Source organism: Mesorhizobium sp. WSM4844 (assembly GCF_055811775.1).
The window spans coordinates 178,888-204,025 of the sequence record NZ_JBVVQB010000002.1 but is presented as its reverse complement, the minus strand read 5'-3'; the positions used below and the strand labels follow the sequence as shown (position 1 = coordinate 204,025).

Annotated in this window: 23 protein-coding genes and 1 tRNA gene; 8 read left to right on the top strand and 16 right to left on the bottom strand. The window is 63.3% G+C overall.

Annotation, left to right across the window (positions count from 1 at the left end):
- Positions 1-15 precede the first annotated feature (15 nt).
- The 8 genes from AC0L2A_RS03125 to AC0L2A_RS03090 all read right to left on the bottom strand — a co-directional run bounded on the left by AC0L2A_RS03125 (position 16) and on the right by AC0L2A_RS03090 (position 12,724).
- Positions 16-3,204 carry a sacsin N-terminal ATP-binding-like domain-containing protein gene (locus tag AC0L2A_RS03125; RefSeq protein WP_473607456.1) on the bottom strand — a complete coding sequence of 1,063 codons (3,189 nt, stop codon included), beginning with the start codon at positions 3,202-3,204 and terminating at the stop codon, positions 16-18.
- Complete coding sequence (locus AC0L2A_RS03120) at positions 3,201-5,960, bottom strand: ATP-dependent helicase (RefSeq protein WP_473607455.1); 2,760 nt, start codon at positions 5,958-5,960, stop codon at positions 3,201-3,203. The genes AC0L2A_RS03125 and AC0L2A_RS03120 overlap by 4 nt, the downstream gene beginning before the upstream one ends.
- Before the next feature lie 225 nt (positions 5,961-6,185).
- Positions 6,186-7,166: an ABC transporter permease gene (locus AC0L2A_RS03115; protein WP_023800493.1), complete on the bottom strand. Its 981-nt coding sequence runs from the start codon at positions 7,164-7,166 to the stop codon at positions 6,186-6,188.
- Between the two features lie 256 nt (positions 7,167-7,422).
- Positions 7,423-8,391 carry an ABC transporter permease gene (locus AC0L2A_RS03110; RefSeq protein WP_473607454.1) on the bottom strand — a complete coding sequence of 323 codons (969 nt, stop codon included), beginning with the start codon at positions 8,389-8,391 and terminating at the stop codon, positions 7,423-7,425.
- Positions 8,388-9,926 (bottom strand): sugar ABC transporter ATP-binding protein, encoded by a 1,539-nt coding sequence (locus tag AC0L2A_RS03105; RefSeq protein WP_473607452.1) that lies wholly within the window; start codon positions 9,924-9,926, stop codon positions 8,388-8,390. Before AC0L2A_RS03105 ends, AC0L2A_RS03110 begins: the two co-directional genes overlap by 4 nt.
- A gap of 210 nt (positions 9,927-10,136) precedes the next feature.
- On the bottom strand, positions 10,137-11,171 hold the full coding sequence (locus tag AC0L2A_RS03100; protein WP_473607451.1) for an ABC transporter substrate-binding protein: 1,035 nt from the start codon (positions 11,169-11,171) through the stop codon (positions 10,137-10,139).
- 46 nt (positions 11,172-11,217) lie between these two features.
- On the bottom strand, positions 11,218-12,132 hold the full coding sequence (locus tag AC0L2A_RS03095; RefSeq protein WP_473607450.1) for a sugar phosphate isomerase/epimerase family protein: 915 nt from the start codon (positions 12,130-12,132) through the stop codon (positions 11,218-11,220).
- 516 nt (positions 12,133-12,648) lie between these two features.
- A tRNA-Ala gene (locus tag AC0L2A_RS03090) sits at positions 12,649-12,724 on the bottom strand.
- Positions 12,725-12,885: 161 nt separating this feature from the next.
- On the opposite strand from AC0L2A_RS03090, the gene AC0L2A_RS03085 reads away from it, so the two are divergent.
- From AC0L2A_RS03085 to AC0L2A_RS03075, 3 genes are all read left to right on the top strand, one after another.
- Positions 12,886-13,173, top strand: a complete 288-nt coding sequence (locus AC0L2A_RS03085; protein ID WP_473485835.1) for a YggT family protein — start codon at positions 12,886-12,888, stop codon at positions 13,171-13,173.
- Positions 13,174-13,184: 11 nt separating this feature from the next.
- Entirely contained in the window at positions 13,185-13,499 is a 315-nt protein-coding gene (locus tag AC0L2A_RS03080; protein WP_473607448.1) for a DUF167 family protein, read from the top strand.
- A gap of 179 nt (positions 13,500-13,678) precedes the next feature.
- Positions 13,679-14,668 (top strand): DUF2806 domain-containing protein, encoded by a 990-nt coding sequence (locus tag AC0L2A_RS03075; RefSeq protein WP_473607447.1) that lies wholly within the window; start codon positions 13,679-13,681, stop codon positions 14,666-14,668.
- An 81-nt stretch (positions 14,669-14,749) separates the two neighbouring features.
- Here AC0L2A_RS03075 and AC0L2A_RS03070 read toward each other — a convergent pair whose 3' ends face one another.
- The 6 genes from AC0L2A_RS03070 to AC0L2A_RS03045 all read right to left on the bottom strand — a co-directional run bounded on the left by AC0L2A_RS03070 (position 14,750) and on the right by AC0L2A_RS03045 (position 20,011).
- Positions 14,750-16,804 carry a M3 family metallopeptidase gene (locus AC0L2A_RS03070; RefSeq protein WP_473607446.1) on the bottom strand — a complete coding sequence of 685 codons (2,055 nt, stop codon included), beginning with the start codon at positions 16,802-16,804 and terminating at the stop codon, positions 14,750-14,752.
- Between the two features lie 95 nt (positions 16,805-16,899).
- Complete coding sequence (locus tag AC0L2A_RS03065) at positions 16,900-17,310, bottom strand: nuclear transport factor 2 family protein (RefSeq protein WP_473607445.1); 411 nt, start codon at positions 17,308-17,310, stop codon at positions 16,900-16,902.
- Positions 17,311-17,319: 9 nt separating this feature from the next.
- Entirely contained in the window at positions 17,320-17,964 is a 645-nt protein-coding gene (locus AC0L2A_RS03060) for a carbonic anhydrase (protein ID WP_473607444.1), read from the bottom strand.
- 154 nt (positions 17,965-18,118) lie between these two features.
- Positions 18,119-18,895 carry a DUF429 domain-containing protein gene (locus AC0L2A_RS03055; RefSeq protein WP_473607442.1) on the bottom strand — a complete coding sequence of 259 codons (777 nt, stop codon included), beginning with the start codon at positions 18,893-18,895 and terminating at the stop codon, positions 18,119-18,121.
- Positions 18,892-19,776, bottom strand: coding sequence for a pyridoxal kinase PdxY (gene pdxY / locus AC0L2A_RS03050; protein WP_473607440.1), 885 nt, complete (start codon positions 19,774-19,776; stop codon positions 18,892-18,894). The genes AC0L2A_RS03055 and pdxY overlap by 4 nt, the downstream gene beginning before the upstream one ends.
- Positions 19,777-19,783: 7 nt before the next feature.
- A complete protein-coding gene (locus AC0L2A_RS03045) occupies positions 19,784-20,011 on the bottom strand; it encodes a hypothetical protein (protein ID WP_473607439.1) in 228 nt (75 codons plus the stop codon).
- A 162-nt stretch (positions 20,012-20,173) separates the two neighbouring features.
- Here AC0L2A_RS03045 and AC0L2A_RS03040 point away from each other — a divergent pair, with 162 nt between their 5' ends.
- The 5 genes from AC0L2A_RS03040 to ppa all read left to right on the top strand — a co-directional run bounded on the left by AC0L2A_RS03040 (position 20,174) and on the right by ppa (position 23,587).
- Positions 20,174-20,806: a LemA family protein gene (locus AC0L2A_RS03040; RefSeq protein ID WP_473607438.1), complete on the top strand. Its 633-nt coding sequence runs from the start codon at positions 20,174-20,176 to the stop codon at positions 20,804-20,806.
- 16 nt (positions 20,807-20,822) lie between these two features.
- Positions 20,823-21,671: a TPM domain-containing protein gene (locus AC0L2A_RS03035; RefSeq protein WP_473607533.1), complete on the top strand. Its 849-nt coding sequence runs from the start codon at positions 20,823-20,825 to the stop codon at positions 21,669-21,671.
- 8 nt (positions 21,672-21,679) lie between these two features.
- Positions 21,680-22,318: a TPM domain-containing protein gene (locus AC0L2A_RS03030; RefSeq protein ID WP_473607436.1), complete on the top strand. Its 639-nt coding sequence runs from the start codon at positions 21,680-21,682 to the stop codon at positions 22,316-22,318.
- A 117-nt stretch (positions 22,319-22,435) separates the two neighbouring features.
- Complete coding sequence (locus AC0L2A_RS03025) at positions 22,436-22,942, top strand: GNAT family N-acetyltransferase (protein ID WP_023800479.1); 507 nt, start codon at positions 22,436-22,438, stop codon at positions 22,940-22,942.
- A gap of 111 nt (positions 22,943-23,053) precedes the next feature.
- Positions 23,054-23,587, top strand: a complete 534-nt coding sequence (gene ppa / locus AC0L2A_RS03020; RefSeq protein ID WP_023800478.1) for an inorganic diphosphatase — start codon at positions 23,054-23,056, stop codon at positions 23,585-23,587.
- Positions 23,588-23,825: 238 nt separating this feature from the next.
- Here ppa and AC0L2A_RS03015 read toward each other — a convergent pair whose 3' ends face one another.
- A complete protein-coding gene (locus AC0L2A_RS03015; RefSeq protein ID WP_473607435.1) occupies positions 23,826-24,419 on the bottom strand; it encodes a hypothetical protein in 594 nt (197 codons plus the stop codon).
- 45 nt (positions 24,420-24,464) lie between these two features.
- Positions 24,465-25,064, bottom strand: a complete 600-nt coding sequence (locus AC0L2A_RS03010; protein WP_027154597.1) for a TetR/AcrR family transcriptional regulator — start codon at positions 25,062-25,064, stop codon at positions 24,465-24,467.
- Between the last annotated feature and the right edge of the window lie 74 nt (positions 25,065-25,138).

Genomic DNA, 25,138 nt, shown 5'->3' with positions numbered 1-25,138 from the left:
CCAGATAACCCCATATTACTCAGCGGCAGCCGCAAGATCCTCGGGCGCTATTGTCGCTATCGCCTCCCAGCCGCGGTCGAACGTGAAGGTGCCCGTTGCGCCATGCGGATTGCGGATCTTGAGCACCCGCGCCTGCGTGGTACCGGCGCGTTCAACCACGTACAACCAGAACTGATCACCGCAGCGGCGAGCCTGCTCCATCTGGGCGTTCGAAATGCCGACTGGCCGGTCGGCGAGAGTTCCCTTCATTGCCTTTACCTCGATCCATCGCTCGGGCTCGCCCGCGATGTCCTTCTCGACCAGATCAAAGCCCTTGTTGCCTAGCGGCGTCCTTTCGAGAACTGGTTCGAGACGCAGGATGAGTCCGATCGCCGCCTCTTCGAGATCCATTCGCTGCTGATGCGTCAACCGGTCGGGATCGGCCTCATCGCCTTCGGGGCGCGTACCCACATAGGATATGAACTCGCGCGTGCCGCCACCGGAGCCGCCGCCCTGACCACGAGAGGCGCCACCGCCGCCGGAGCCACCATCACCTGGTCCACTGTTCGAATTGCCGCCCCCTTGCCCCCCAGAACCGCTGCCGCGGCCCTGCCCGGAGGTGTCGCCGCCAGCGCCGGATCTGTCTCCCCGCCCGGAGTCTTCATCGGCCCCGTCGTCCTGGTCATCGACGTTGACGTCATAATCTTCGGAGTCGTTGGCGGTGGCCTCGTCGTCCGCAGGCTCCTCCCGGAGGCGCTCGCGAAGTTGTTGGAGGTCGGTAACCCCGAGCCGCTTGAGTTCATCCAGCACATCGGCGTCGATCCCCACTTCCCGGGCAAGGGCGGCGATCGCCGGGGGCTTGAAAGCGATCCGTGTCTCGAGAACGGGATGCGAAGGCCAACCAAGTTCTGCGAACAGGATCTCCGAAGGGCGTCGCAGCTCCCCGGTATGATCCGGTATCCATGCAGTCTCATTCAAGCGGCGCAGGAACTTCGCATCGACAGATGTCGAGCGTGTCTGCATGTACGTCCAGCTGTAGGTCACCGACGTTACCGACGGACCACGACGATCCACGAGTTCGGACACGGCCTCCCAAAGTAGACGCGCGCGGTCCGGGCGCTTTTCTGTCGGCAGCGTGGGCAGAAGTTCGAGGAGTTCCTCGAGGCCAGCCACGTCCACGTCCTGGATCCGTTGTTCCGTGCTGGCACCTTCCCACCCTGCCGCGCGACGTGCCGCCAACCGCTCGCTCTCGGTCAGGTCGCTTGCGTAGCTCTCGGTCCGCAAGATGCGGGTGGCCCCGGCTGCGTCCAACATATCGCGCACTTTTTCACCGCGCAGGCACTCGAAAGAGATGTCGAGGAGGTGGACTCCCTTTACACCCTTGAAAAGGTTCGTCATACGCGCGGCGGCGAGATAGACTTGGGCAGGCTTGCAGATGAACCGCTTCCCGGTGGCGGCCTCCTTTACCATGACGATATTGGCCGACTTCAGTGCTCCGATTAGCTTGTCCCGCTGCGCCTGCGAGTCCGTGTCGAAAGCCCGCAGCATGCGAGCGATGTCTTCGGCATAGTTCGTAGTGTCAACCTTTTCCTTCTTGTAGCCGGGCAAGAGGTTGAGGATCACGTCGTCCACTGGGTCGGGCTTGGTGAGGCCGGCACTTTCGAGGAACTTGCGTGTCCGTGAGGTATGTAGCGAGGCGCGCAGCGTCGGGAAGCCCGTCTTTTCACCGGTCGGCAGGAAGACCTGCCGGACACCGTTTTTCGTCAGCGGTACGTGACTTCCGCTCTCGAGCCGGTACAGGGCGATGTCACGAGCACGCCCGCGCATCAGGGATGGCTGGGACGCGAGCAGTTGATAGAACCGCACCATCCAGGTGTCGGACTGTTCCTCAAGGAAGCTGTCCTGAAGACGCGCGAGCATCTGATCGAGGGTGAGTTCGGTGACCTTGAGCTCCTGCATGAGGAAATTTCGCAGCTGCGGCGCCCGATCCGTAGTGATCTCGGCGGAAGCCCAATAAACTAGGCCCTCGCTTCCGAGCAGTGTCTCCAGTTGCCGTGGACCAAACAGATCCCTGACGTCCTGGGCTCGCGCAAGCCGAAGTTCCGCCGCGCTGGCGAACTTGCCTGCCGCTGTGGGCAGCAGTCGTTTGGTTCGGAGCGCTTCGACCATGCGTTCGTACAAGGGTGAAAAGAGCCCGCTGTCGAGCTTGGAACGATCGAGAGGAAGCGTACGCAGCGTCGCAACCGTCAGCAGGTCTACGGATTGCAGGTGCATGAGTGCATCAACCAGCAGATCGGCGGTTATACCAGCGAGCTTGATGTTCCAGGGCTTGTCGGCGGGAACATTGTCGCGGCTGGGCGTGGTCTGGTAAGGTCCCTGGATGAGAAACCCTGTGTAGGTCGGCAGCACGGTCGGAAAAAACACGATGAGGCGCGCGTCGGAAACGGGCTGCACGACTCGCTCCCCATCCTGAAGCACGACGTGGAAGGCCAGTTCCGCCTGCCCCACGACCTTTTCCTCGTTCTCCACGTCCCGGGAAAAGAGCAGGTATTCCTCACGGCTTGTCTCGCCATCATTTGCGGTGAAGAGCGTCACTTCCCGCATGAGACCAGCGCCGGCCGCCTCGCGCCCGTAGCTTCCGGCGCCTACACCCTCGACGGACCAGACGATTTCATCGACATACTTGAGGAACAGCAGCGCCTCGCCGCCGAGCGCGCGCAGGCCCTCTGCGATCTCATCGAACGCGGAAGGGTCGTCGGCATCGAGCGGCAGCAAGATAAGAGTCTCGTCTGCATCGCGCGCACGAGCGGGGATCGCCTGTGGCAAGACGTAATCGGCGATCGAGAAGGCTTCCGAACCTGAATGTATTTCGGGTCGCCTGGTAAAAGCGTAGACGGACTTGAACCCGATCCCGAACCTGCCGATCGAGGTGACGTCCTTGGTACTTGCGTTGATGCCGCACACTCCCCGGACGTCTGCCTCGTTGAACGGCGCGCCGAAATGGGAAATACGAAGTTCGTTTGAGCTGAGGGTGAAGTTGACTGCCCTCGACCCAACCCAGCCAGGACGTCGCCGTAGCGCATCCTCTGCGTTCTGCAGAACTTCGTAGATGAAATGCGTCCGCTTGTCATAGCGGTCCTCGAGCAGCATCTTTCCAATGCGTCCGATCGCCCGACCGTACTCCTCCCGGTTTTCCTTGCGGAGAGCGGCGTAGTCCATGGTCATTGCGGATTCCTCACGCCATCGGCAGCGGAACAGAGACGGCCGAAATCGCATGTGGCGCAGCGTGTCGCCTCCGGAGCCGGGGCGAAATCATTGTCGCGCAGTGCCTGCGCGGTGCGGTGAATCCGCTCTGTGACGTCCCGAATTAGGTCATTGTCAACAGACCTAGCCTTGCGCCGTTGATGGTCGAGCTCATAGGTTTCGACGAAATCTGCGTCTCTCCCAGTCAGTTCGCGATAGCCGAGCGCGTAAATGTGAAGCTGGGCCTCGGTCAGCGCTTCCGCCTGTGCGCGTTCGTTCGATTTGAGATCGACAATTGCCACATCGCCGCTATCCCTGCGCCGCACGAGATCGATCCGCCCTGCCACGGACACCCCGTTCCCAAGGTTGAGCTCGATGGCCTTCTCGCTAAACTCGAGGTGTGGGAACTCGCTCTGCCGGGCGTCGATATAGGCGGCCACGGTTCGCATCGCGGCCTCCCGCATCGTGTCCCTGAGGCTGGGATAGGCATACGGGACGCGCAGATGCCGATCCACAAGCCCGTCGACCCATGACGCATCAACGGTCTCGCCCGCGATCGCGCGCATATGGAGCTCGGCCAGCGCGTCGTGCAACGACTTTCCATAGCCGAGTGCCTCGTCGAGTGGGGCGTTAAAGCCGTACAGGGTTCGCATCTTGAACTGGTAGGGGCACTCGAAAAAATAGCGCATGTCGGAAAAGGAAAGCCGGACATCGGCGATCGCCGAGCGGGCCTGCGGCACTCCTCGCGGCCGGCCGCTCAGATCCTGCGGCGTGCGTCGGACGTAGCGAGACTCGAGTACGTCGTACCAGAAGATCGAAGGCTTGACGTTGCGCTTGCTTCCGGGGGTGGGGGCGGTGGTCATGTGGAGATGCTTTTGGCTCCGGGTGACCGCCACATAGAACAGGCGCCGCTCGTCCTCATCCGAGCCCAGGTAGCGGTTCTGTCCTTCGACGCTCTGCGCCGGGACAAGATGCCAGACCGACATGCCGCCCCGGCCAGCCGGCGGAAACCTGTTCTTCACAAGCTGCGGGACGAACACAGCCGGCCACTGCAGCCCCTTTGCGCGGTGAATTGTGAGAATCTGGACGGCATCGACGGCAACGAGGCGCTCCTCTGTGCCGGTCGACTGGTCATAGACTTGCTCCGCCTGATGGCGAAGGAAGCCAGCAAACGACTCATATTTCTGTACTGGGCGAGAATGGAAGTAGATGGCTTCGAAGTCAGAGATCGCCTGACTGAACTTGGCAAGATTGTAGAAGACAACCTCGCCCCGCCCTCCGGGTACCATCTCTTCTCGGAGCCCTAGGCGCTCCAGAAAGCCAATGAACTGGCGCTGGATATTATAGACGGAGAAGCGGACGTCCTCGTCTTCGGTCGCCATACGGGTCCGCGTGACCTCGGCTTCCTGTACCGCCTGTTCGATCAGTGACGGTTCAATGCCGAGATTTGCCGCAGTCCAGGCCGCGACAACATCCACAACCTCTGCCTGTCCTGCCATCAGGTAGAATAGCTGGCGCGCGGCTTCGGCCTCTGGCGTGTCGAATAAGCTCCCCAGGCCGACAGACACCACGGGGATGCCTTCGCGTTCGAGAGCGGCCCGAATCGGTTCAGCCATTTTTGTAATACGGATAAGTGCGGCCATATCGGACCAGGATATTGCGCGATAGTTGTCCCCTTCTCGAATCATCGTTCCATGGAGTGCGCGGCAGGTTCGGGCGACATAATCCGCTTCCTCTTCGGGAGAGGAAAACTGCAGAGCAACAATGTCACCGGCTTCATAAGTCTGCCGGTCGGCTGAACGCATCGTTTTTGCAAGGCGCACAGGGTTCTTCTCGATCACCAGCCGCGCGACGTCAGTGATCCCGGGGCTCGAGCGGAAATTGTCCTCCAAGCGGATCGATCGGGCGTCGTAGCGCGCCTCAAACGTAAGGATGTTACGGGCGTCGCTGCCGCGCCACTGATAGATTGTCTGATCATCATCACCGACCACCCGAACTGCGGCACCGAGCGCATGAAGCTGGCTGACAAGCTGCTCCTGAATCGGGTTCACGTCCTGATATTCGTCGACGATCACCACGCGCAGCCGCTCGGCAAGCCGCGCTCGAACCGCCGAGTCGGAAGTGATCGCCCGCACAGCCTCCTGCAGGATCGAAGAATAGTCGAGGTAACCCTTCTCGTGGAGCAAGGCGCTATAGCTATCGAGACCATCGGCGATGCTTATCTGCTGGAGTGCCGCACGATCCACCTGCGCTTCGCGCAGCAACCCGAGCGCGTCGATATAGACCCGTGTATCGATGTAGCGCCGCAATTGCCGGCCCTGCAGCGTCGACGTAGCAGTCAGACCGCATCGGGCGGAACTGCGATCGACGAACAGGGTCTGCTGCGTTTCGTTCAGCACATCGTACTTGAGGAACTGCGGAACCTCGGAACGGAGCAGCTCTAGGCAAAACCCGTGAATAGTTCCGATATACATCTCGGCAGCGCCGACCAGTTCAGACATCGCTTCTGCGCACCGCTCGATGGTGCGCTGGCGCAGCTCAGCAGCCGCTTTCTCTGTGAAGGTGAACGCAATGATGTTGCGGGGGAGCAGGCCAGCCCCACCCACGTCGATGGGGGTGAGCAATCCCGCGATGTGACGGGCAACTACTTCCGTCTTGCCGGAGCCTGCACACGCGATGAGTTGCAGATTGCCTTCGCGGTGCCGAACTGCTTCTAGTTGCGCTTGGGTAAGCGACATTTGATTCCCCCCACACTCCGCTAAGCATGATCAAGTTTGAGTGGATCGCAATCGAAATCCTATCATTCCGACTCAAAGCTGATGTAATTTGAGGTTTTCGGATAATATCTCGGCGTTGCGCGATAACGTGCAAACCATCAGCGAGCGGTGACCGCAACGTGACCTAGCACTAGTTTGCGGCAACGTCCGCTCCGGGTCAAAGCAGCCATTCACCCCAGCTTCCCCCTACCGATCCTCAATAATCCGCAAATACGCCGCGGTCACAAACAGCACGATCAGCCCGAACAGTATCCGGCGCGCGCCTTCGGGCATCTGCAGGATGGTCAGCAGCGTCGTCAGCACGGTGAGGATCAAGGCGCCGATGATGGTGCCGGTGTAGCCGCCGCGGCCGCCGAAGATCGAGGTTCCGCCGATCACGGCGGCCGCCACCGAAGGCAGCACCAGCGGTTCGGCCAGCGACAGCGACGGCGCCTTGATCAGGCCGATATAGAGCAGGCCGGTGATGCCGGCGAGCACGCTGGAGATGACGTAGAGCGCAGTGATGACCTGCCAGTAGCGGACGCCGGACAGGCGTGCTGCGCCTTCATTGTCGCCGACTGCGTAAAGCAGGCGGCCGAAGCCGGTGCGGTTCAAGGTGAAGACGATGAGGACGGCGATGGGCACGAACAACAGCAGCGCATTGGGCACGCCATAGGTGAGGCCGGTGCCGAGCCAGGCCAGGAAGGGCGGGATCTTGGCGCCCGACGCGATGACGGTGCGCTGATAAACCTGCAGGCAGCCGGTGCCGATCAGGCTGGTGCCGAGCGTCATGATCAGCGGGTGCACGCGAAACACGCCGACGCCGATGCCGTTGACCAGGCCGATCAGCACCGCCGGCACCAAGGCGATGAGGATCGCCACCGCCGGGTCATGGTTGACGACCTGCGTCGCCATGATGAAGGCGCTCATCGTCGCCACGGTGCCGACCGACAGATCGATGCCGCCGGTCAGCATGGTCATGGTCTGGCAGCCGGCCAGAATTGCCAGCGGAATGGCGAATTTGACGGTGTTGGCGAGCCAGCGCTCGTTGACGATGCCGGGGCGCAGGATCTGCAGCACCACCACCAGGATGACCAGCAGGATGATCAGCGGGATAAGCGGCCGGTCGGCCATGAAGCGCTTGAGGCGGCGGCCGAAGGGGACGGGTTGGATCGCGGTTGTGCTCATGAGGTTGCTCGCGATTGGGGTGGCGCGATGCCGGGAGAGGATGGTGCTCTACGGCGCCCCCCTCTGTCCTGCCGGACATCTCCCCCACTTGGGGGGAGATCGGACGGCGCGACGGCTTTCGCCAATTGTCGACGTTGCAAGAATGAGCGAGGCGCCGAAGCTGCCAATCTCCCCACGTGTGGGGGAGATGTCCGGCAGGACAGAGGGGGGCGCCGTGGATCGCCGACTCCGTAAACCAGCCTTACGCCATTGCTCATCATTGCCGCCCCTTCATCGTAATAAAGGCGCCGAACATGACGACGGCGACCATGATCGCGCCCTCGATGATGGCGGTGACGTTGGGATCGATGGCCAGCAGCGTCAGGTCGGTGCGCACCAGCCGCAGCACGAAGACCGCGACGATCGGGCCGAGCAATCCGCCCTTGCCGCCGCCTAGTGCGACGCCGCCGAGCACAACCGCCGCCACGCTGGCCAGAAGATAGGGGCCGGGAATAGGGGCGCCGATGCCTGTGCTCATGGTCAGGGCAAGCCCGCCCATGGCAGCGAAAAGCCCCGACAGGGCATAGGCGATGATTTTGGTGCGCGCGACAGGCACGCCGCAGCGAAACGCCGCGAGCTCGCTGCTGCCGATGGCGTAGATCGACAGGCCGAGTTTGGAGCGCTTGAGCGGTATCCAGATGATGCAGAGGCAGACGACGAGGAGCACCAGCGCCTTCGGTATCCAGGCAGAGATTTCGGGCAAGCCCGGGATCGCGACCGTCCCGACAATGGTCGCCCGCAGCCATTCGGCGACCGCGCCGCCGGGCGCACCGAGCACCAGCAGCGCCGCGCCCTGCAGCACGAACAGGGTGGCCAGCGTGACGACGATATCGGGCACGCGGGTGACGACGATCAGCATGCCGTTGACGGCGCCCAGCACCAGCCCCATGGCCAGCACGAACGGCACGACGAAAAGCGCGTATTCCTCGCTGGCGCCGTCCATCATCGAGGCGGCGGTGACGCTGGTCAGCGCCATCATGGCGCCGACGGAAAGATCGATGCCGCCGGCGATGACGACAATCGTCTGAGCGGCGACGGCAAAGGCGTAAGGCAGCACCGCGCGCACCAGCGAGCCGAAATCGCCGCTGCCATAGCCCGGCTGGATGAGCCTGGTGATCACCAACAGGACCACGAACAGGACGAGCAGGCCGGCGACCCAGCCCTGACGGCGGACGAGGCGGGTCAAGGTTTCGCCACCGGGTTCGAGTGGATATCGGCAAGGATGCCGACGTCCACCTTGGCGCCGCGCGGCAAGCCGTAAGCGGCGCGCATCAGCGCCGGCTCGTCGGCGAGTTCGACGGGGAAGACGTCGACGACGCGCCCGCCAAAGATGACGATGACGCGATCGCAGACACGCTGTACCTCCTCGAGCTCGGATGTATAGAACAGCACCGACTTGCCTTGGTCGGCGAGTTCGCGCAGCAGCTTGTAAATCTCCTGCTTGGTGCCGACATCGATGCCGCGCGTCGGGTCGAAGCAGAGGATGGTCTGTGCTTCGGCGGCGATCCAGCGGGCGATCGTCACCTTCTGCTGGTTGCCGCCGGACAGCCGCTGCACCTCGCGCTGGGCGCGGGTGTCGATCTGCAGACGCTCGATCGCGCTGACGACGCTGGAGCGTTCCTGCGCCATGTTGATCGGTCCCCAGTTGCGCAAGGCGGCGCTGAACGGGAGCGCGATGTTTTCGCGCACCGAGCGCTGCATGGTCAGCGCCTCGGTGCGGTCGCCGGGCACATAGGCGATGCCGGCGCGGATCGCATCCGCCGGATGCGCGAATTTCACCGGCAGCCCGTCGACTTCGATGGTGCCGCCGGACGGCCGGATCGAGCCGGCAAGCGCGGCGAACAGCTCGTCCTGGCCTTGCCCCTCGAGCGCGACGACGCCCGCGACTTCGCCGTTCACCAGATCGAACGAGACGTCGTTGAGCTTGGTGCCGACACGAAGGTTCGCCACACCGAGGCGCGGACGGCTATCCCCAGGCGAAGCGGCCTGGCCCGCCTGGCGCGCCGCCACGCGCGTCTTTTCGATCCTGGCGCCGAGCATCATCTCGACGATGCGCTCCTCGACGCCCGGCTCGATGCCGACGACGCCGACGGTCTCGCCGTCGCGAAGCACGGTGGCACGGTCGCAAAGCGCCGATATCTCGACGAAACGGTGGGAAATGAAGATCACCGAACGGCCGCTGTCGCCCTGGCGGCGAACGACCTCAAGCACCTTTTCGGCAAGGTTCGCCGGCAGTGCCGCGGTCATCTCGTCGAGCAGCAACACGTTGGGCTCGACCGCCAGCGCCCGCGCCAGATCGAGCACGCGCAGCACGGCAAGCGGGATGTCGCGCGCGGTGTCTCGGATGTCGAGGTCGGGAATGCCGAGTTCGCGCACCCAGGCGCGGAACGGCTCGACCGGCGTGTCGGTCAGGCGAAGATTGGAGGCGACGTCGAGATCGGGGATCAGCGACGGTTCCTGATAGACGGGAAGCAGGCCGGCGCGGCGCGCATCGGCAGGCGAGCGCACGTCGCGCGCCTCGCCGCGGATCAGGATATGCCCGGCATCGGCGCGGATGGCGCCGGTCAGGATTTTGACCAACGTCGATTTGCCGGCGCCATTGGCGCCCATCAGGGCGTGAACCTCGCCCGGCAGGACCGACAGCGACGCGTTGCGCAACGCCACCACGGCGCCGTAGGTTTTTACGACGCCGGTGGCGTCGAGGAGGGGGTTGGTGGTCAAAATCGTGCTGCTCTCGATTTAGTTTGTCCAAAACGGCGACCCTTCCCTTCTCCCCTTGTTGTGGGAGAAGGTGGCCTCGCGAAGCGAGGTCGGATGAGGGGTGCTCCAGGGAACACCAACGTCTCATTCCTTCCAGCACCCCTCATCCGTCTCGGCGCTGCGCGCCGATCCACCTTCTCCCACAAGGGGAGAAGGCAGAAGCGTGGCTCGTTACTCGCCCGGGCCCTTGCAGGCGATGATCTGCTCCTTGGTGTAGGTGGTCCACTCCGGAATGGAGATCGAGACCGGCCATTCCGGGCTCAGCGACGGATCGGCTACGCTCTTCAGCTTGGCCTTGCCCTCCGCGGTGGCGTTCTCCCACAGCTGCGGCTCGACCAGCACGGTCTGCTCCGCCGGCTTCTTGCCGTTCAGTATCTGCAGAGCCAGCGTCACGCCGGCACCGCCGATCGAACCGGGATTGGTCACCGCCGCGCCGACGAGGCCTTCGACCGAATTCAGCTGGCCGACGAAGCCGGCATTATCGGCGCCGACCACCGGCACCAGCGGCGTCTGCGACTCGACCAGCGCGTCGACGATCACATTGTCGATGCCCGAGGTCCAGATGCCGTTGAACGGCGCTCCGGTGGCGATGAAGTCGAGGATCTGCTGCTTGCCCTGGTCCTGCTGCCAGCCGGTGAAGACCTCATGCACGACCTTGACGTCGGGGAATTCGGCAAGCGCCTTCTTGAAACCCTTGTCGCGGTCGCTGTCGGCCGAGGCGCCGGCGGCACCACGCATATAGACGACGTCGCCCTTGCCGCCGATCTGCTGGAACAGCCATTTGGCGCCGAGATAGGCGTACTGTTCCTGGTTGTTGGAGATGATGTAGGCCGAAGGCTCGGTGACCGCCTGGTCGACGGCGACGACGACGATGCCGGCCTTGGTGGCCTCCTCGAGCGCTGACTTGATGCCGGCGGGATCGGCCGGGTTGACGACGATGGCGTTGACCTTGGCGCTGATCAGGTTGCGGATGTCCTCGAGCTGGCCGGCGGCGTCGGTGTTGCGATGGGCGATGTTGAGCTTGGTGACCTCGCCGGAGGCAAGCGCCTGCGCCTTGATGGCGCAGATCATCTCCTCGCGCCAGCCATTGCCCTGCACCGTGTTGGAGACGCCGATCGTGTATTTGGCTTCAGCGGACGAGACGCCCGCCGAAGCCAGAAACGCCGCGCCGGCAAGCAGCGGGATCATTGCCAGATATTTTTTCATTTCAGTCTTCCTCCACCTTGTTTTTCAGTTCAGTTCGAACAGGGGTTCATTTCACGAAGGGGCGCAGCATGTCGCGGGCGAGCAGAAAGCCGCGCTTGACGTCGTCGTCGCTTCCCTCAAAGCGCCGGTCCTCGTGTTCGATGATGATGGCTCCGTCGTAGCCGGCGCGGTAGAGGCCGGAGAAGATCACATTCCAGTCGACATCGCCAAGCCCCGGCATGCGCGGCACCTGCCAGCCCATGCCGGCCGAGAGGATACCACGCTCGTAAAGCCCATCATGATCGATCATCAGGTCCTTGGCATGGACATGCAGCATGTACGGGCCGAATTCCCTGATGAAGCGGGCCTGGTCGATCATCTGCCAGACCAGGTGCGACGGGTCGAAGTTCATGCCGACGTCGCCGCCCCATGCCTCGAGGATGCGGCGCCAGATATAGGGCGAATAGGCGATGTTGTGGCCGCCCGGCCATTCGTCGTAGCTGAAGATCATCGGGCAGTTCTCAAAAGCCAGCTTGACGCCGTTGTCGCGCGCATGGGCGATGATATCGGGCCACAGTTCGAGTGCCTCTTGCCAGTTGGCGTCGATGGTTTTTGCAGCGTCGCCGCCGCAGAAGGTGTTGACGACAGGCACGCCCATATGGCTCGCCAGCACGATCACCTTCTTCAAATGATCGACGACGGCCTTGCGGTGGGCGGCATCGGGATGCAGCGGATTGGGATAAAAGCCGAGGCCGGAGATCGACAGGTTCTCTTCCGCCAGTGCGGCGGCGATTTCCTTGGCCTGCGAGGCTGAGGTCGAGGCGGCGTCGATATGGCTGGTGCCGGCATAGCGCCGGGCTGCGCCTGAGGATTTCGGCCAGCAGGCGACCTCCAGCGCCTCGAAGCCGGCAGAACTTGCCCAGTCGGCGACCTCGCCGAGCGGGGTATCGGCAAACGGTGCGGTGAGCAGTCCGAGCTTCATATTGCCCTCCCGTGGTTCACGACCGGCCTACTATGCCGATTGTGCAGGCCGCTTCAACCGTGTCGCCGCCGGCAATGCGCAAACCTGTCAGACGAATGCCATCGGATCGTCGCAGAGCAGGCCATCGTGAGCGGCTGTGACAGCCGTGCGGAACGGCTGGATTTAGTTAGGCGTCTGACGACAGCAGGACTTCCCTTGGCTGGGCGCCAGCCCACTCCGGCAACGACCTGATTTTGCTCTTGTGGGGCGATTTCGGTCGAGCTAATGATGGGTTGGGCTTAGGGGTTTGAAGTGACTGACATCATCACATTCGTGGTAGCTGGCGCGTGGGCGGCAGTTGGATTTGGCGTGATCTGGTACGTCAGAACGAGACCGCCTATCCCTGAAGGTCACGAGGACCCCGATCTGAGGGAATGGCTTGATGGCCAGGTTTAAGCCCCAAGCTCAAAGCCCGCCAGAGCGCGTTCGGGATGCCGGTGCAGCTATCTTCTTGATTTTACTGAGGTAAAAATCCGCTGGTGGAGCTGAGGAGGATCGAACTCCTGACCTCGTCATTGCGAACGACGCGCTCTCCCAGCTGAGCTACAGCCCCGTCCAGCGGAATGGGCGCATTTATCGGGCGCGGCGGTTTCCTGTCAAGACGGCGTTTTGCCCAAAGCCGGGCGGCCAGCCACCGGCCCTGCCGTGCCGCGAAGCTGGCTCTTGCCGCCTCCGCCTGCAATGGCTACATGTCGGCAACAATCGGAGACCGGCATGATAGCCCTCATTCAGACCATTGTCCTGGCGCTTGACATTTATTGGTGGATCATCATCGCTTCGGCGATTTTCTCCTGGCTCTACGCCTTCAACGTCGTCAACTCGCGCAACCAGTTCGTCGATAGCGTCAGCAACATGCTGTTCCGGCTGACCGAGCCGGCGCTGCGGCCGATCCGCCGCTTCCTGCCCGATCTCGGCGGCATCGATATTTCGCCGATCATCCTGCTTCTGATCCTGTTCTTCCTGCGGCAGTTCCTGCTCACCACGGTGTTGCCGCTGGTCTGACCCGGCGTTCTATGAGCACCTCGTTTCGCCTGCGTAACGATGGCGTCGACCTGTTCGTCCGGCTGACGCCGAAAGCGGCGATGGACAGGCTCGAAGGCATCGAGATCCCGGCAGACGGGCGAAGCCATCTGAAGGCCCGCGTCCGTGCCGTGCCGGAAAACGGCGCCGCCAACCAGGCGCTCGAACGGCTGGTCGCCAGGGCGCTGGGCGTGCCGCGATCGGCCGTCTCGGTCGCCGCCGGCGGCACGGCCCGGCTGAAGACGCTGCGCATATCAGGCGATCCGGCTGCGCTGGCGAAAACCATCGAGGCGCTCAGCATCGCCTGAGAAGACGGCCTCAACGACGCTGAAGCCAAACCTGCCAGGCAAAGCGGCTACCAAGCTTTTGTCGGCTAGGAACTGGAAAGCAAGGCCGCGTCCTCAACGTGGATCGCAAATGACTAGCTTGTTGCCTTACCGCGCGCGTGATTGTCTATGATCCGCCGGCTTGTGCCGTTGGAGGGAAAATGACAGACGATCGGAAAGACGATGTCGGGTTAACGATATCCGCCACCTCGACATCCCTCACAGTCTCGGTGCGGTCGAGATTTTTGCGAGCATGGGACCACCTGTTTGGAGCCAAGGCTGATCTTAAAGGTTTGGCAGCCGAGCGAGAGATATTGCTTGCAAGAGCGAGGCAGGTCCAAGAGGTGAAAATTCTTGATGAACTGGGCGACATCGCTGTTGAGCGCCTAAGGTCCGATCCCTCGCTCGCAGAAGCCCTAATTGACTCGCATTTCAACGGAGCCATGCGGGAGCAGGTCAACATGGCCGCCTCTTTTGGGAAGGCAGAGGAGCAGGCTGTACTGCTCCCCCCGCCATCAAAGCCCGCAGCTGCAGATTCTCAGGGCGACGAGATCGACGAAGATTTCCTCAATTTTTGGGGTCATTTTGCGAAGAATGCATCCAGCGAAAGGATGCGAACTTTTCTGGGCCGCATTCTGGCGGGCGAAATCCAGCAGCCCGGAAGTTTCTCGCATAGCACTTTAAGAGTCGCTGCCGAACTTGACGCTAGGACGGCCACCCTTTTCAGAGACGAGGTCAATCTACGGGTAGAGACTTCGCTGGTTCGAGAGCTGAGCCCGCTTGATGTTAAAAAATACATCAGCTTGGAGGATGCCGGCCTAATCAGTGGCGTGGGAACGGCGCTGACCCAATCATTCGTTACGACCGTACCCGGCAAAGTTCAATTCATCTTCGGCCCTAATAGGCTGACGATGGATCTCAAACAGGTGGAGGCCACCAGATTTAAGGTCCCCGTCTATGTAATAACGAAGGTAGGAATGGAACTTGCCGCAATTTTGCCGCAGGATCACGAGCAAGCCCTTCGACTATTCGCTAGAGCGTCCGACGGCGAAGTTTCTAGCGCAAAGCTCTGGAGGAAGGTGGAGGACCGCTGGGTGCTGATTGAGATCTTGAAGCAGTCAGACCAGCCTGCCGAGGCAGCGAACAGCTAGAGAGGCCTACCGGACACTCGGTGGCGGCCTCGTCGCGCTGTTGACCCGTTCAAAACTTATTTTAAGGGCCGAGGCCGGTCTCTACACCAGCCCGCGCTTGATCATCATCGCTTCGGGCGACGGCATCTTGCCGCGGAAGGCGGTGTAGAGCTCTTCCGGGTCTTTCGAACCGCCGGCGGCATAGATGTTTTTCCTGAGCCGCTCGGCCAGCGCCGGATTGAACAGGTCGCCCGTCTCCTCGAAGGCGGCGAAGGCGTCGGCGTCGAGGACCTCCGACCACATGTAGGAATAGTAGCCGGCCGAATAGCCGTCGCCGGCAAAGATGTGGCCGAAATGCGGGGTGCGGTGGCGCATGGCGATGGTGTCGGGCATGTTGAGCTTCTCGAGCGTTTCGGCTTCGAAACGAAGCGGCTCCTCCGGCGCATCCGGCCGCGCGTGGTAGGCCATGTCGACCAAGGCCGAGGCGGTGAACTCGACCGTGGCGAAGCCGGCGCCGAAGGTGCGCGCCGCCAGCATCTTGTCGACCAGCGCCTTCGGCATCGGTTTGCCGGTCGTCACGTGAAGCGCATGCTTTTCCAGCACAGCCGGCACGGTCAGCCAGTGCTCGTAGAGTTGCGAGGGCAGCTCGACGAAATCGCGGCTGACCGAGGTGCCCGCGACCGACGGCCAGGTGACCTCGGTCAGCATGCCATGCAGCGCATGACCGAATTCGTGGAACAGGGTTTTGGCCTCATCGACCGACAAAAGCGCTGCCTCGCCCTCCGGCGGCTTGGCGAAATTCATGATGTTGTAGATCACCGGCCTGGAGCCATCGCCAAGCTTGTAGCCGGACTTCAGCGCGCTCATCCAGGCGCCGGAGCGCTTTGAGGGCCGCGCGAAATAGTCGGCCAGGAACAGCCCGCGCTCGCTGCCGTCGGCATTCCTGACGATGAAAACGCGCGCGTCCGGATGCCAGGTGGCGATGCCTTGCTTCTCCTCGAAGCCGATGCCGAACAATTTTGTCGCCACGTCGAAACAGGCATCGATGATGCGGTCGAGCTGCAGATAGGGCTTCAGCTCGGACTCGTCGAAGGCAAACTTCTCGGCGCGCAGCTTCTCCTGATAGAAGCGCCAGTCCCAGGCGGCGAATTCTTCGTTGCTGCCGGCCTCGGCCGCCAGCCGGTGCAATTCGATCTGATCGCTTGCCGCCTTTTCCAGCGCCTTTTCCCAGACCGGGTCGAGCAGCTTATGCACCGCCTCCGGCGTCTTTGCCATGGTGTCGTCGAGCTTCAGCGCGGCATAGGAAGCGTAGCCGAGCAGCTTCGCCTTTTCGGCGCGCAGTCGCAGCATATCGCGTACCACGGTGGTGTTGTCGGTGGGGCCGCCGTTCTGGCCGCGCATGGTGAATGCGCGGAAGGCGATCTCGCGCAGGTCGCGGCGTTCGGAGAAGGTCGAGAACGGCTCGTAGATCGAGCGCGACAGGGTGACGGCATAGCGGCCCTTCTGGCCGCGCATCTCGGCGGCCTCGGCCATCGCGCTTTTCAGGAATTCCGGCAGGCCGGCAAGGTCGGCCGCGTCGAGGAACAGCGCCCAGTCGCGCTCGTCGGCAAGCAGGTTCTGGCCGAAAATCGTGCCGAGCGACGACAGCTCCTCATTGATCGCCGCCAGCCGTTTCTTGCCCTCGGCGTCGAGCCTGGCGCCGGAACGGACGAAATTTTTCCAGGTCTTTTCCAGCACCCGCAGCGTTTCGCCATCGAGTTTCAGGGCGTCGCGGCGCTGGTAGAGATCGTCGATGCGGGCAAACAGCCTCTCGTTCATCGAGATCGCCGAGAAATGCCGCGACATCTTTGGCGAGATGTCGCGCTCAAGCGCCTGGATCGCCTCGTTGGTGTGGGCGCCGGCCCGGCACCAGAAGATCGACGAGACATGGTCGAGCGCCTCGCCGCCAAGCTCGAGCGCTGCAAGCGTATTCTCGATGGTCGGGGTCTCGGCATTGCCTGATATCGCCTCGATCTCGGCCTCATGCGCCGCCAATGCCGCATCGAAAACCCCGGAAAAATCGCCGTCGCCGATGCGGGTGAAATCGGGCAGGCCGAGCGGTCCTTGCCAGGTGGTCAGCGGATGGGCGGCGAGGTCGACGGCGGACGGCATGGGCAAACTTTCGTAAGTGAGGGGCTTTCGCTGCGTGGCGGGATGAGGCGGATCGTCACCGATGTAAGGCGCCGGCTTGCCGCACGCAATATCGCGGCTGGTCAGTAGCTGTCGCAGTTTTCGGCGATCGCCGCCTGCGAGCTGGCAGTGATGCGGTTGTCGGCGATCGCGAAGGTTTCCTGCATCAGCACGTCGTTGTTGGGGAAATCATAACAGGCGATCACCGTGGTGACGCCGCCCTCGGTCTTCTCGATCCGATGCCGGATTTCAGCCCCGGCGACTGCGCCCTCCCAGTCGTCGATGGAGGCGATGAATTCCTGCTTGGTCTGGACGACGCCGAGATCGTCGAGTTTTATCCGGACGTGGTCGGCAAGCAGGTCCGACAGTTCCGTGCGATCGGCGACCAGCAGCGCCGCATACCAGCGGCCGATGAGCGCACCGTCGTCGGCGCCGGCGGATATGACTGAAAACAGCAGCGCCGCTGCGGCCAAAGCGATCGAACGGCATGCCATGCAACCCTCCTAAATCATCTCCGGCCGCTCGAAGTCGCCGGTGTCCTTGTTCATCACCCAGAGTTCGCCGGTCGAGATGTCGAACCAGGCGCCGTGCAGCGACAGCCGTCCCTTGCCTTCCAGGATCGAGACGCAGGGAAAGGTCCTGAGATTGGCGATCGAATAGCGGATCGAAATGCGCTCGAGCGCGGTCTGCCGCTCGGTCGCCGTCATGAAGGTGCTGGACGAAACGGTCTCGGCCGCCGGCGCAATCAGGCTCATCCACTTGCCGATGAAGTCGCCGGGCGACAACGGCGCGGCGGTACTGTCGAGCGCCGCGCGGATGCCGCCGCAGCGGCCATGGCCCATCACCACGATGTTCTTGACCTTGAGGCTCTGCACGGCGAACTCGAGCGCCGCCGAGGTCGAGTGGAACTGGTCGTCGGGCGCATAGGGCGGCACCAGATTGCCGACATTGCGCAGCACGAAGAGTTCGCCGGGGCCAGCGTCGAAGATCGCCTCGGGTGCCGCGCGGGAGTCGCAGCAAGCAATGATCATCGTTTCGGGGGCCTGGCCCTCGCGAGCAAGCGAGCGATAGCGTCCGCTTTCGGCGAGATAGCGGCCGTTCATGAAATTGCGGTAGCCGGTGAGCAGATGGTCAGGGAGATGAGGCATTGGCGGCGTCTGGAGCCTTTCCGGGTTAGGCGGCAGCTCTTTGGGTCAGAAAGGCTCTAGCGGCAAAAGCCGGTCGCGAGCAATGCCGAATCGCGAAGGACGTGGTTGCCATTCGCCAATGCGATTGCCTTGCCGATAGACGGGACCAAGAAATTCACGCCCAGATCGCCACAGGGATGCCAAATCGGTCGGCGAGCGGCGGATCCGGAAATGGCCTTGCCTCGCCGCTGGCGATGCGGCCGGCGATCAGCATCATCGCTGCGGCGTCGAGAAAGTCGTCGGCAGCAGCGCCTCGCGGCGGCGTCCGGTCGAGAAAGCCCCTGACATAACCGTGCCGGCAAAGCAGCGCCTTGCGTTCCGCCATGCCGGCCGGGTTGACGGTGCCCTTGATCTTCTTCGGCAAACGCATCGCCTGGTCGTCGTTCAGCCGGCAGAAGGCGACTTCCGGATGCGATTCGAAGACTCGGCGGCGCAGTTCGGGACGCGCGATCAGCACGGCATCGATCTCGCGGATCTTGGCAAAAATGCCAAAAGCCTGGATCGAGACGCCGCGCGGCGGATTGGAGGTCGCCTTGGCCACTTCGCTTGCCTGGCGATGCGCGGCATGCCACGCGTCGATCGTAGTGAAGCCGTCCGTATGCGCGTAAAGCGCCGCACGCGAGGGGATGGCGAAGACACTCGATTGCCTGTTGCCAAGCAGCGGCCGCACCAGAGCTTCGGGCCCGCGGCCGCCCTTTTGCGAAACATCGGGCAGGCCGATCGGCATGTCGACGGCGACGGTCGCATCGGCCGGCAATGCGTCGAGCAGTGCTGCGAAGCTTGGAAAAACGGCTGCCGAGGGAGCTGCGCCCGGGTTACGAGGTGTCGAACCGGGATCGCGGCGAACGGCGATCCAGCCGGCCTTGCAGCCGTCGACGCCGACGACGGTCACGCTCTTTTGTCCCGCCCCGGATGCAGGAGATGGCGAAGCTGCACCATGGCCATCGGGTGCGACAGGCTCTGGGCGTCGGTTTCGAGCTGCAATTCGTCGCCGCCGCGCTTGGCGGTGCGCGCCAGGATCTCGTAGACCGCCGCCGTGGTCGACTGCAGTGCCTTGATGGCCGGCTGACCGGACAGGATGCGCGCCAGATAGACGGCCGCCGTCAGGTCGCCGAGCCCGTTGGGCGGCTTGTCGATGAGGCGATGCTCGGCGAGCAGCGCCTGGTTGCCGTTGAGCAGCAGATTGCCGGTGCCGCCGGCCATCATCGCCGGCGCCGACGTGACCAGCATGGTCGACGGCCCGGCATGAAGGGCGGCCGCCATCACAGCTTTGAGGTCGGGCAGCGGCGCTCCCGCCATCCATTCCAGCTCGTAGCGGTTGGGCGTGGCGATGTCGGCAATCGGCACCAGCCGGTCGCGCATGGCGATGGCGGTCGTCTCCGGCACATAGAGCCCGCCCGAATCGCCCATCACCGGGTCGCAGATATAGACGGCGTCCGGCGTCTTCGCCTTGACCGCGCCGACCAGCGAGGCGACGGCGTCGGCCTGGCCGCCTTCGCCCAGATAGCCGGACAGCACCGCGCCGACCTCGCCGAGCCATGGCGCGCGCTCGAGATCGGCCATCAGCGCCCTGAATTGATCGAGCGGCGGCACGATGCGCGTCGCCCGTCCATGGCCCGGATGCCAGGGCAGGATGACGGTCGGCACCGCCCACACCGGAAACCCCAGCGTCTCCAGCGCAAAGACCGCGGCGCGGTTGCCGACCGAGCCGCGCGCGACATGGCTGGAAATGACGATGACCGCGCGCGGCGCGTCGTATTCTTCGGTGCTCACGAGGTTCCTAACCCTGGATGATGAAAAGCACGAGCCAGATCAACAGGCCAATGCCGACAATGAGCCCCAGCGCCCGGCCGATGCGCGTGCCCCAATATTCGATCGGGTCCGCCCGGTCGGCGTCTGCTGCAGTGACGTGATCGCGCGCGCCCTTGGCCGAGGCCGGGTCGGTTTCACTTGCCACGCGCTCGATGATGCGGCGCGATTCGTCGTCGCTGTCCTGGCGTCCCGCCATGGCTATGCCCTGTTTTCGCAGCGACTTTAACCTGTTCGCCCGGCCAGTTACAGGGCCTGACAGTGAATGACAAAGCACCAGCAGCGCCCCAGGTCGAGGTCATGTTCTTGCGCGCGGATTGTGGTAATGCTTCGCCCGTCAGTCTTGTTGAGGGATTTTTCCATGCCTGCCCTTTCCTCCCCTTTCGTCTTCCGCAACCTGCCAGCCTTGCTGATGATGGCGATCGTGCTGCCGCTGCTGGCCGGCTGCGGCTACAACACAATTCCGACGGCGGAGGAAAACGCCAAGGCCGCATGGAGCCAGGTGCTGAACCAGTACCAACGCCGCGCCGATCTCATTCCCAACCTGGTCGAGACGGTCAAGGGCTATGCGGCGCATGAGAAGGATACGCTCGATGCCGTGGTCGAGGCGCGCGCCAAGGCGACGCAGGTGACGGTGACGCCCGACACGCTGAGCGATCCGGAAGCGGTCAAGAGATTCCAGGACAGTCAAGCCGGCCTGACCAGCGCGCTGTCGCGGTTGCTGGCAGTGGTGGAGAATTATCCCGACCTCAAGGCCAACCAGAATTTCCTGGCGCTGCAGGCGCAGCTCGAAGGCACCGAGAACCGCATCTCGGTCGCCCGCCGCGACTATATCGAGGCGGTGCGGGCGTATAATCTGACGCTGCGGACCTTCCCGTCGGTGATTTGGGCGACCCTGTGGTTCCGCGACAATCAGCCGTTCGCCAATTTCACCATCGAGGAAGACAAGATGCAGACGCCGAAGGTCGATTTCGGCACGCAGCAGGGCGGGTGACGAACAGCTGGTGAGCGTGGTCCCTATTAGCCTTGCACTCCGTCGGGGGGCGCGACGGAACGCCAGCCTGGCATTCCTGTTCATCGCCCTAAGCCTTCTCTTCCTCCCCCACGCCACCCTTGCCGCCGAATTGCCTGCCCTGACCGGGCGGGTCGTCGACAATGCCGGCATCATCGACGCCGCAACCGAGGCGGCGCTGACCCGCAAGCTTGCGGATTTCGAGGCCGAGAGCTCTGACCAGATCGTCGTCGCGACGCTTCCTGGCCTCGACGGCGAGGAGATCGAGCCCTACGCCAACCGGCTGTTCCGCGCCTGGAAGCTCGGCCAGGCCGGCGAGGACAATGGCGTGCTTTTGCTGGTCGCCAAAGACGACCGCAAGATGCGCATCGAGGTCGGCTACGGGCTGGAAGGCACGCTGACCGACCTGCACACCAGGCTGATCATCGAAAACGACATGGTGCCGGCCTTCCGCGCCGGCGATTTCTCCGGCGGCATAATGAAGGCCGTCGACGACATGGTCATGGTGCTGGAAGGCAATCCGGAAGAGCTGGAAGCGCGCGGGACCCGCAACCAGCAGCCGCCGTTCAACACCGACGATCTGTTCTTTGCGATCTTCATAAGCATCTGGGCGATCATCTTCTTCGGCAGCATCGCCGCCTCCATCCTGCCGCCGATCTTCGGCCGGAAGATCGGCCCCGGTCGCTATCGCTGGCTGGGCATGATTTTCGAGCCGGGCCGGCAATCGTCTGGCGGCTGGTCGTCCGGCGGGGGAGGCTGGTCGTCGGGCGGAGGAGGCTCAGGCGGTGGCGGCTTTTCGGGCGGCGGCGGCTCGTCCGGTGGCGGCGGATCTTCAGGAAGCTGGTGAGACACGACATGGCAACTCGACCGATCAGCCCCAAGGACCATGACCGCATCGCCAAAGCGATCCGCGTCGCCGAATCGAAGACCGACGGCGAAATCTACTGCGTGGTCGCCTATGCCAGCGACGGCTATTTCTTTCCGGCGGCCTTCATGTCGACGCTGGCGATGCTCGTCGTCAGCCTCGCCGTCAGTTACGGGCTGGAAGCGTGGTGGCTGTCGATCCGCGTGCCGCATTTCGTCATCGCTCAGCTTCTGGCGATGGCCTCGGTGCTTGTGCTGTTGTGGGCGCTGCCCGGCTTGCGCATCCACCTGGTGCCGAGACGGCTGCGTTACCAGGCCGCGCACGCCAATGCGATAAAGCAGTTCCTCGCCCGCAACGTCCACCGCACCACGGCGCGCACCGGCGTGCTGGTCTTCGTTTCGATTGCCGAGCACTACGCCGAAGTGATCGCCGACAGCGGCATCGACAGCCGCGTCGGCCAGCATGTCTGGGACGGCGTCGTCCGCGACCTTACCGCGCATGCCCGCGACGATCGTCTCGCCGACGGCTTCATCAAGGCGATCGAAGCGACGGCTGCGGTGCTGGCCGAGCATTTCCCGGTTTCTTCCGGCGACAGCAACGAGCTCGACGACCATCTGGTCGAAATCTGAGTCGCTACGAACGGTTTTTTCAGCACTCAACGGCACGTCTATCGTCTGTGCGAAAGCTTGGGAGCCGGCTGACCGGACTCTTGCAATCGGGCGATCCGGGTTTATGGTTAACCAATCATGAAGACGCTGAGCATCGACATCAGGAAAGCCGAGCCGCGCGACGCAAGCGCCATCGCCGACGTGCACCTGCTGGCCTGGCGCGGCGCCTACTCCGGCATCATCCCGCATCGCACGCTGACATCGATGATCAACCGCCGCGGCGCCGACTGGTGGGCGAACGCCATCCGCCGCGCCGCCACCGTCCTGGTTGTCGAGATCGGCGGCAAGGTTGCCGGCTACGCCACGATCGGCAAGAACCGCGCCCGCGAGCTCAAGCAGCAGGGCGAGATCTACGAACTTTACGTGCGCCCGGAATATCAGGGCATCGGGCTCGGCAGCCGGCTATTTTCGGCAGCACGGGCGCGACTGGCAGACCACGGGCTGAAAGGCATGGTGGTGTGGGCGCTGGAGGACAACCAGAACGCGCTCACCTTCTATGCCGGCGCCGGCGGCCGCGACGTCGCCGAGGGCGTCGAGGTTTTCGAGCAGAAGGCTCTGAAGAAGGTCGCCTTCGTCTGGGAATGACGGCTCGACACGCCTCTCGCCAGCACCCTCAGCCGATTTCAGTACCATTCGCCGCATTGCACCATGCGTCGCTGCCCGCTATCGGTTTCCAATCGAAAGAGGGACAAAGCCATGCGTATCGAAGCCATCGCCATCGGAAAGAACCCGCCGGAGGACATCAACGTCATCATCGAGGTGCCGATCGGCGGCGAGCCGATCAAGTACGAGATGGACAAGGAGGCCGGCACGCTGTTCGTCGACCGCTTCCTGCACACCTCGATGCGCTATCCCGGCAATTACGGCTTCGTGCCGCACACGCTGTCGGGTGACGGCGACCCGATCGACGTGCTGGTCTGCAACACGCGGGCGCTGGTGCCGGGTTGCGTCATCAATGTGCGGCCGATCGGCGTGCTGGTGATGGAGGACAATTCCGGCCTCGACGAAAAGATCATCGCGGTGCCGTCGCCCAAGCTGACGCTGCGCTACGAGAACGTCACCGAATACACGCACCTGCCCGACATCACCCGCCAGCAGGTGCAGCACTTCTTCGAGCACTACAAGGATCTCGAACCCGGCAAATGGGTCAAGATCGAGGGCTGGCACGACGCCGCCTACGCCAAGAAGATGATCGTCGAGGCGATCGAACGGGCCAAGGCAAGCAAGTAGCCGAACGCCTGAAGTTGCGAGCAAACTGCTGGCGTAGCGCCGCCCCGCTGCCGGCACCTTCTCCCCGTGAACGGGGAGAAGCCCGCTGACCTCGACCTTGGCGCCCATTCAGCAACGGTGGTAATTGGCGAAACCATTGATGGCTGCGTCTTTCTGCCCATCACTATACGGGGAGAAATGCCCGGCAGGGCAATGAGGGGCAGCGCTGACCGACGTTACTTTTCAATGCGACGCGCTCCTAATTGTCGATGCGGCCGAAAGCGGGTGCGTTGCCGATAACCACGCGCTTGTCCTTGCCGCAGGCAAAGGTCCGCGCCTTCTCGTCGGCGAGCTTGCGTGCCTGGTCGTTGGCGCCGGGGTTGCCGGTGGCCAGCACCAGGCCGACGGTGCAGCCTTCATAGGTCTCCGGTTGGCCGACCTTGGCGACGATCAGCACGTCGGTCGGCTTGTTCTCCACCTCGGGATTGCTGATCGAGCGCCGATGAATGACCGCAAACGGGACGGCGCGATCGCCGTTCGTCTCGATGCGCCACTCGAGTTTGGATGCCGCCGTGTTGAAGGCGACAAAACTTTCCCAGACTGCGGTCATGTCGCTGGGCGGAAAACCATAAAACAGCGATTCCCGCGCGTCGTCGTAGGCGATCAGCACCGGGTAGCCGCGATAGCCCGAACAGGCGAGACTGGCCCAGTCGCCGTCGCCTTCCTCCGCCTGCGCGTAGGTCACGCAGTCCTTCTTCCAGTCGAGATCGGTGTAGGCACTGGAAATGGCGCCGGCCCGGGCAGGCTGGCAGAGACCGGCGAGGGCAAGCGGGATCAGCAAAAGAGCACGCATCGCGGGCAACTCCGTTTCGGGGCTGCCGCACGGTATCGTCAAACGCTATTTCTTCAAGCTCGCTTCGATCAGCAGGTCGGCATTGCGGGCCACAGACTTCGCCGGTCCGCCGGCCCCGAACAGCTGACCGCTGATATAAGCGCCCTCGATCAGGAGCAGCAGCCCGTCGCCCAGCGTATCGGCGTCGCCGGCACCCATCGCCGCCGCCATGGCGCGCAGGCGTCGGCGCAATTCCTGCTTGTTGGCCTCGCTCACCACCCGCGCCGGGTGGCCGCGTTCGGGATATTCGACGGCCGCATTGGTCATGCCGCAGCCGCGATAGTCGGGTTTTTGCGTGCGCTTGCCGATGCGGGTCAGGAAGGCGGCGATCTGCGCGCGCGGATCGCCGGGATGGGCAGCCACCGCCGCGTCGAAGCGGGCCCAGAACTCGAGGTCGTATTGCCGCAGATAGGACGCGGCCAATTCGTCCTTGGAGGGAAAGCTGCGATAGAGGCTGGGCTTGGTGACGCCGGCGCGCCGCACGATCTCGTCGACGCCGATCGCCCTGATGCCTTGCCGGTAGAACAGGTCGCGGGCAACGCGAAGGATTTTTTCGCCCGCGCGGGGCCGTTCATCCGCTTTGATCGCTGGTTCAATGCTTTTCATTCTTGGACGTGCCGTTGCCTGCTTGACAATGTTACCGATCGGTACGTATGCTCCCATGCATTGAAACGTACCGG

What these genes read in the sequence shown, in the direction of transcription:
- AC0L2A_RS03030 (WP_473607436.1), top strand. Translation starts at nt 21,680, where the DNA reads ATGGCAACTCGACCGATCAGCCCCAAGGACCATGACCGCATCGCCAAA.
- AC0L2A_RS03025 (WP_023800479.1), top strand. Translation starts at nt 22,436, where the DNA reads ATGAAGACGCTGAGCATCGACATCAGGAAAGCCGAGCCGCGCGACGCA.
- AC0L2A_RS03040 (WP_473607438.1), top strand. Translation starts at nt 20,174, where the DNA reads ATGCCTGCCCTTTCCTCCCCTTTCGTCTTCCGCAACCTGCCAGCCTTG.
- AC0L2A_RS03015 (WP_473607435.1), bottom strand. Translation starts at nt 24,419, where the DNA reads ATGCGTGCTCTTTTGCTGATCCCGCTTGCCCTCGCCGGTCTCTGCCAG.
- AC0L2A_RS03075 (WP_473607447.1), top strand. Translation starts at nt 13,679, where the DNA reads ATGACAGACGATCGGAAAGACGATGTCGGGTTAACGATATCCGCCACC.
- AC0L2A_RS03065 (WP_473607445.1), bottom strand. Translation starts at nt 17,310, where the DNA reads ATGGCATGCCGTTCGATCGCTTTGGCCGCAGCGGCGCTGCTGTTTTCA.
- AC0L2A_RS03125 (WP_473607456.1), bottom strand. Translation starts at nt 3,204, where the DNA reads ATGACCATGGACTACGCCGCTCTCCGCAAGGAAAACCGGGAGGAGTAC.
- AC0L2A_RS03010 (WP_027154597.1), bottom strand. Translation starts at nt 25,064, where the DNA reads ATGAAAAGCATTGAACCAGCGATCAAAGCGGATGAACGGCCCCGCGCG.
- AC0L2A_RS03095 (WP_473607450.1), bottom strand. Translation starts at nt 12,132, where the DNA reads ATGAAGCTCGGACTGCTCACCGCACCGTTTGCCGATACCCCGCTCGGC.
- AC0L2A_RS03085 (WP_473485835.1), top strand. Translation starts at nt 12,886, where the DNA reads ATGATAGCCCTCATTCAGACCATTGTCCTGGCGCTTGACATTTATTGG.
- ppa (WP_023800478.1), top strand. Translation starts at nt 23,054, where the DNA reads ATGCGTATCGAAGCCATCGCCATCGGAAAGAACCCGCCGGAGGACATC.
- AC0L2A_RS03120 (WP_473607455.1), bottom strand. Translation starts at nt 5,960, where the DNA reads ATGTCGCTTACCCAAGCGCAACTAGAAGCAGTTCGGCACCGCGAAGGC.
- AC0L2A_RS03045 (WP_473607439.1), bottom strand. Translation starts at nt 20,011, where the DNA reads ATGGCGGGACGCCAGGACAGCGACGACGAATCGCGCCGCATCATCGAG.
- AC0L2A_RS03100 (WP_473607451.1), bottom strand. Translation starts at nt 11,171, where the DNA reads ATGAAAAAATATCTGGCAATGATCCCGCTGCTTGCCGGCGCGGCGTTT.
- AC0L2A_RS03060 (WP_473607444.1), bottom strand. Translation starts at nt 17,964, where the DNA reads ATGCCTCATCTCCCTGACCATCTGCTCACCGGCTACCGCAATTTCATG.
- AC0L2A_RS03115 (WP_023800493.1), bottom strand. Translation starts at nt 7,166, where the DNA reads ATGAGCACAACCGCGATCCAACCCGTCCCCTTCGGCCGCCGCCTCAAG.
- AC0L2A_RS03080 (WP_473607448.1), top strand. Translation starts at nt 13,185, where the DNA reads ATGAGCACCTCGTTTCGCCTGCGTAACGATGGCGTCGACCTGTTCGTC.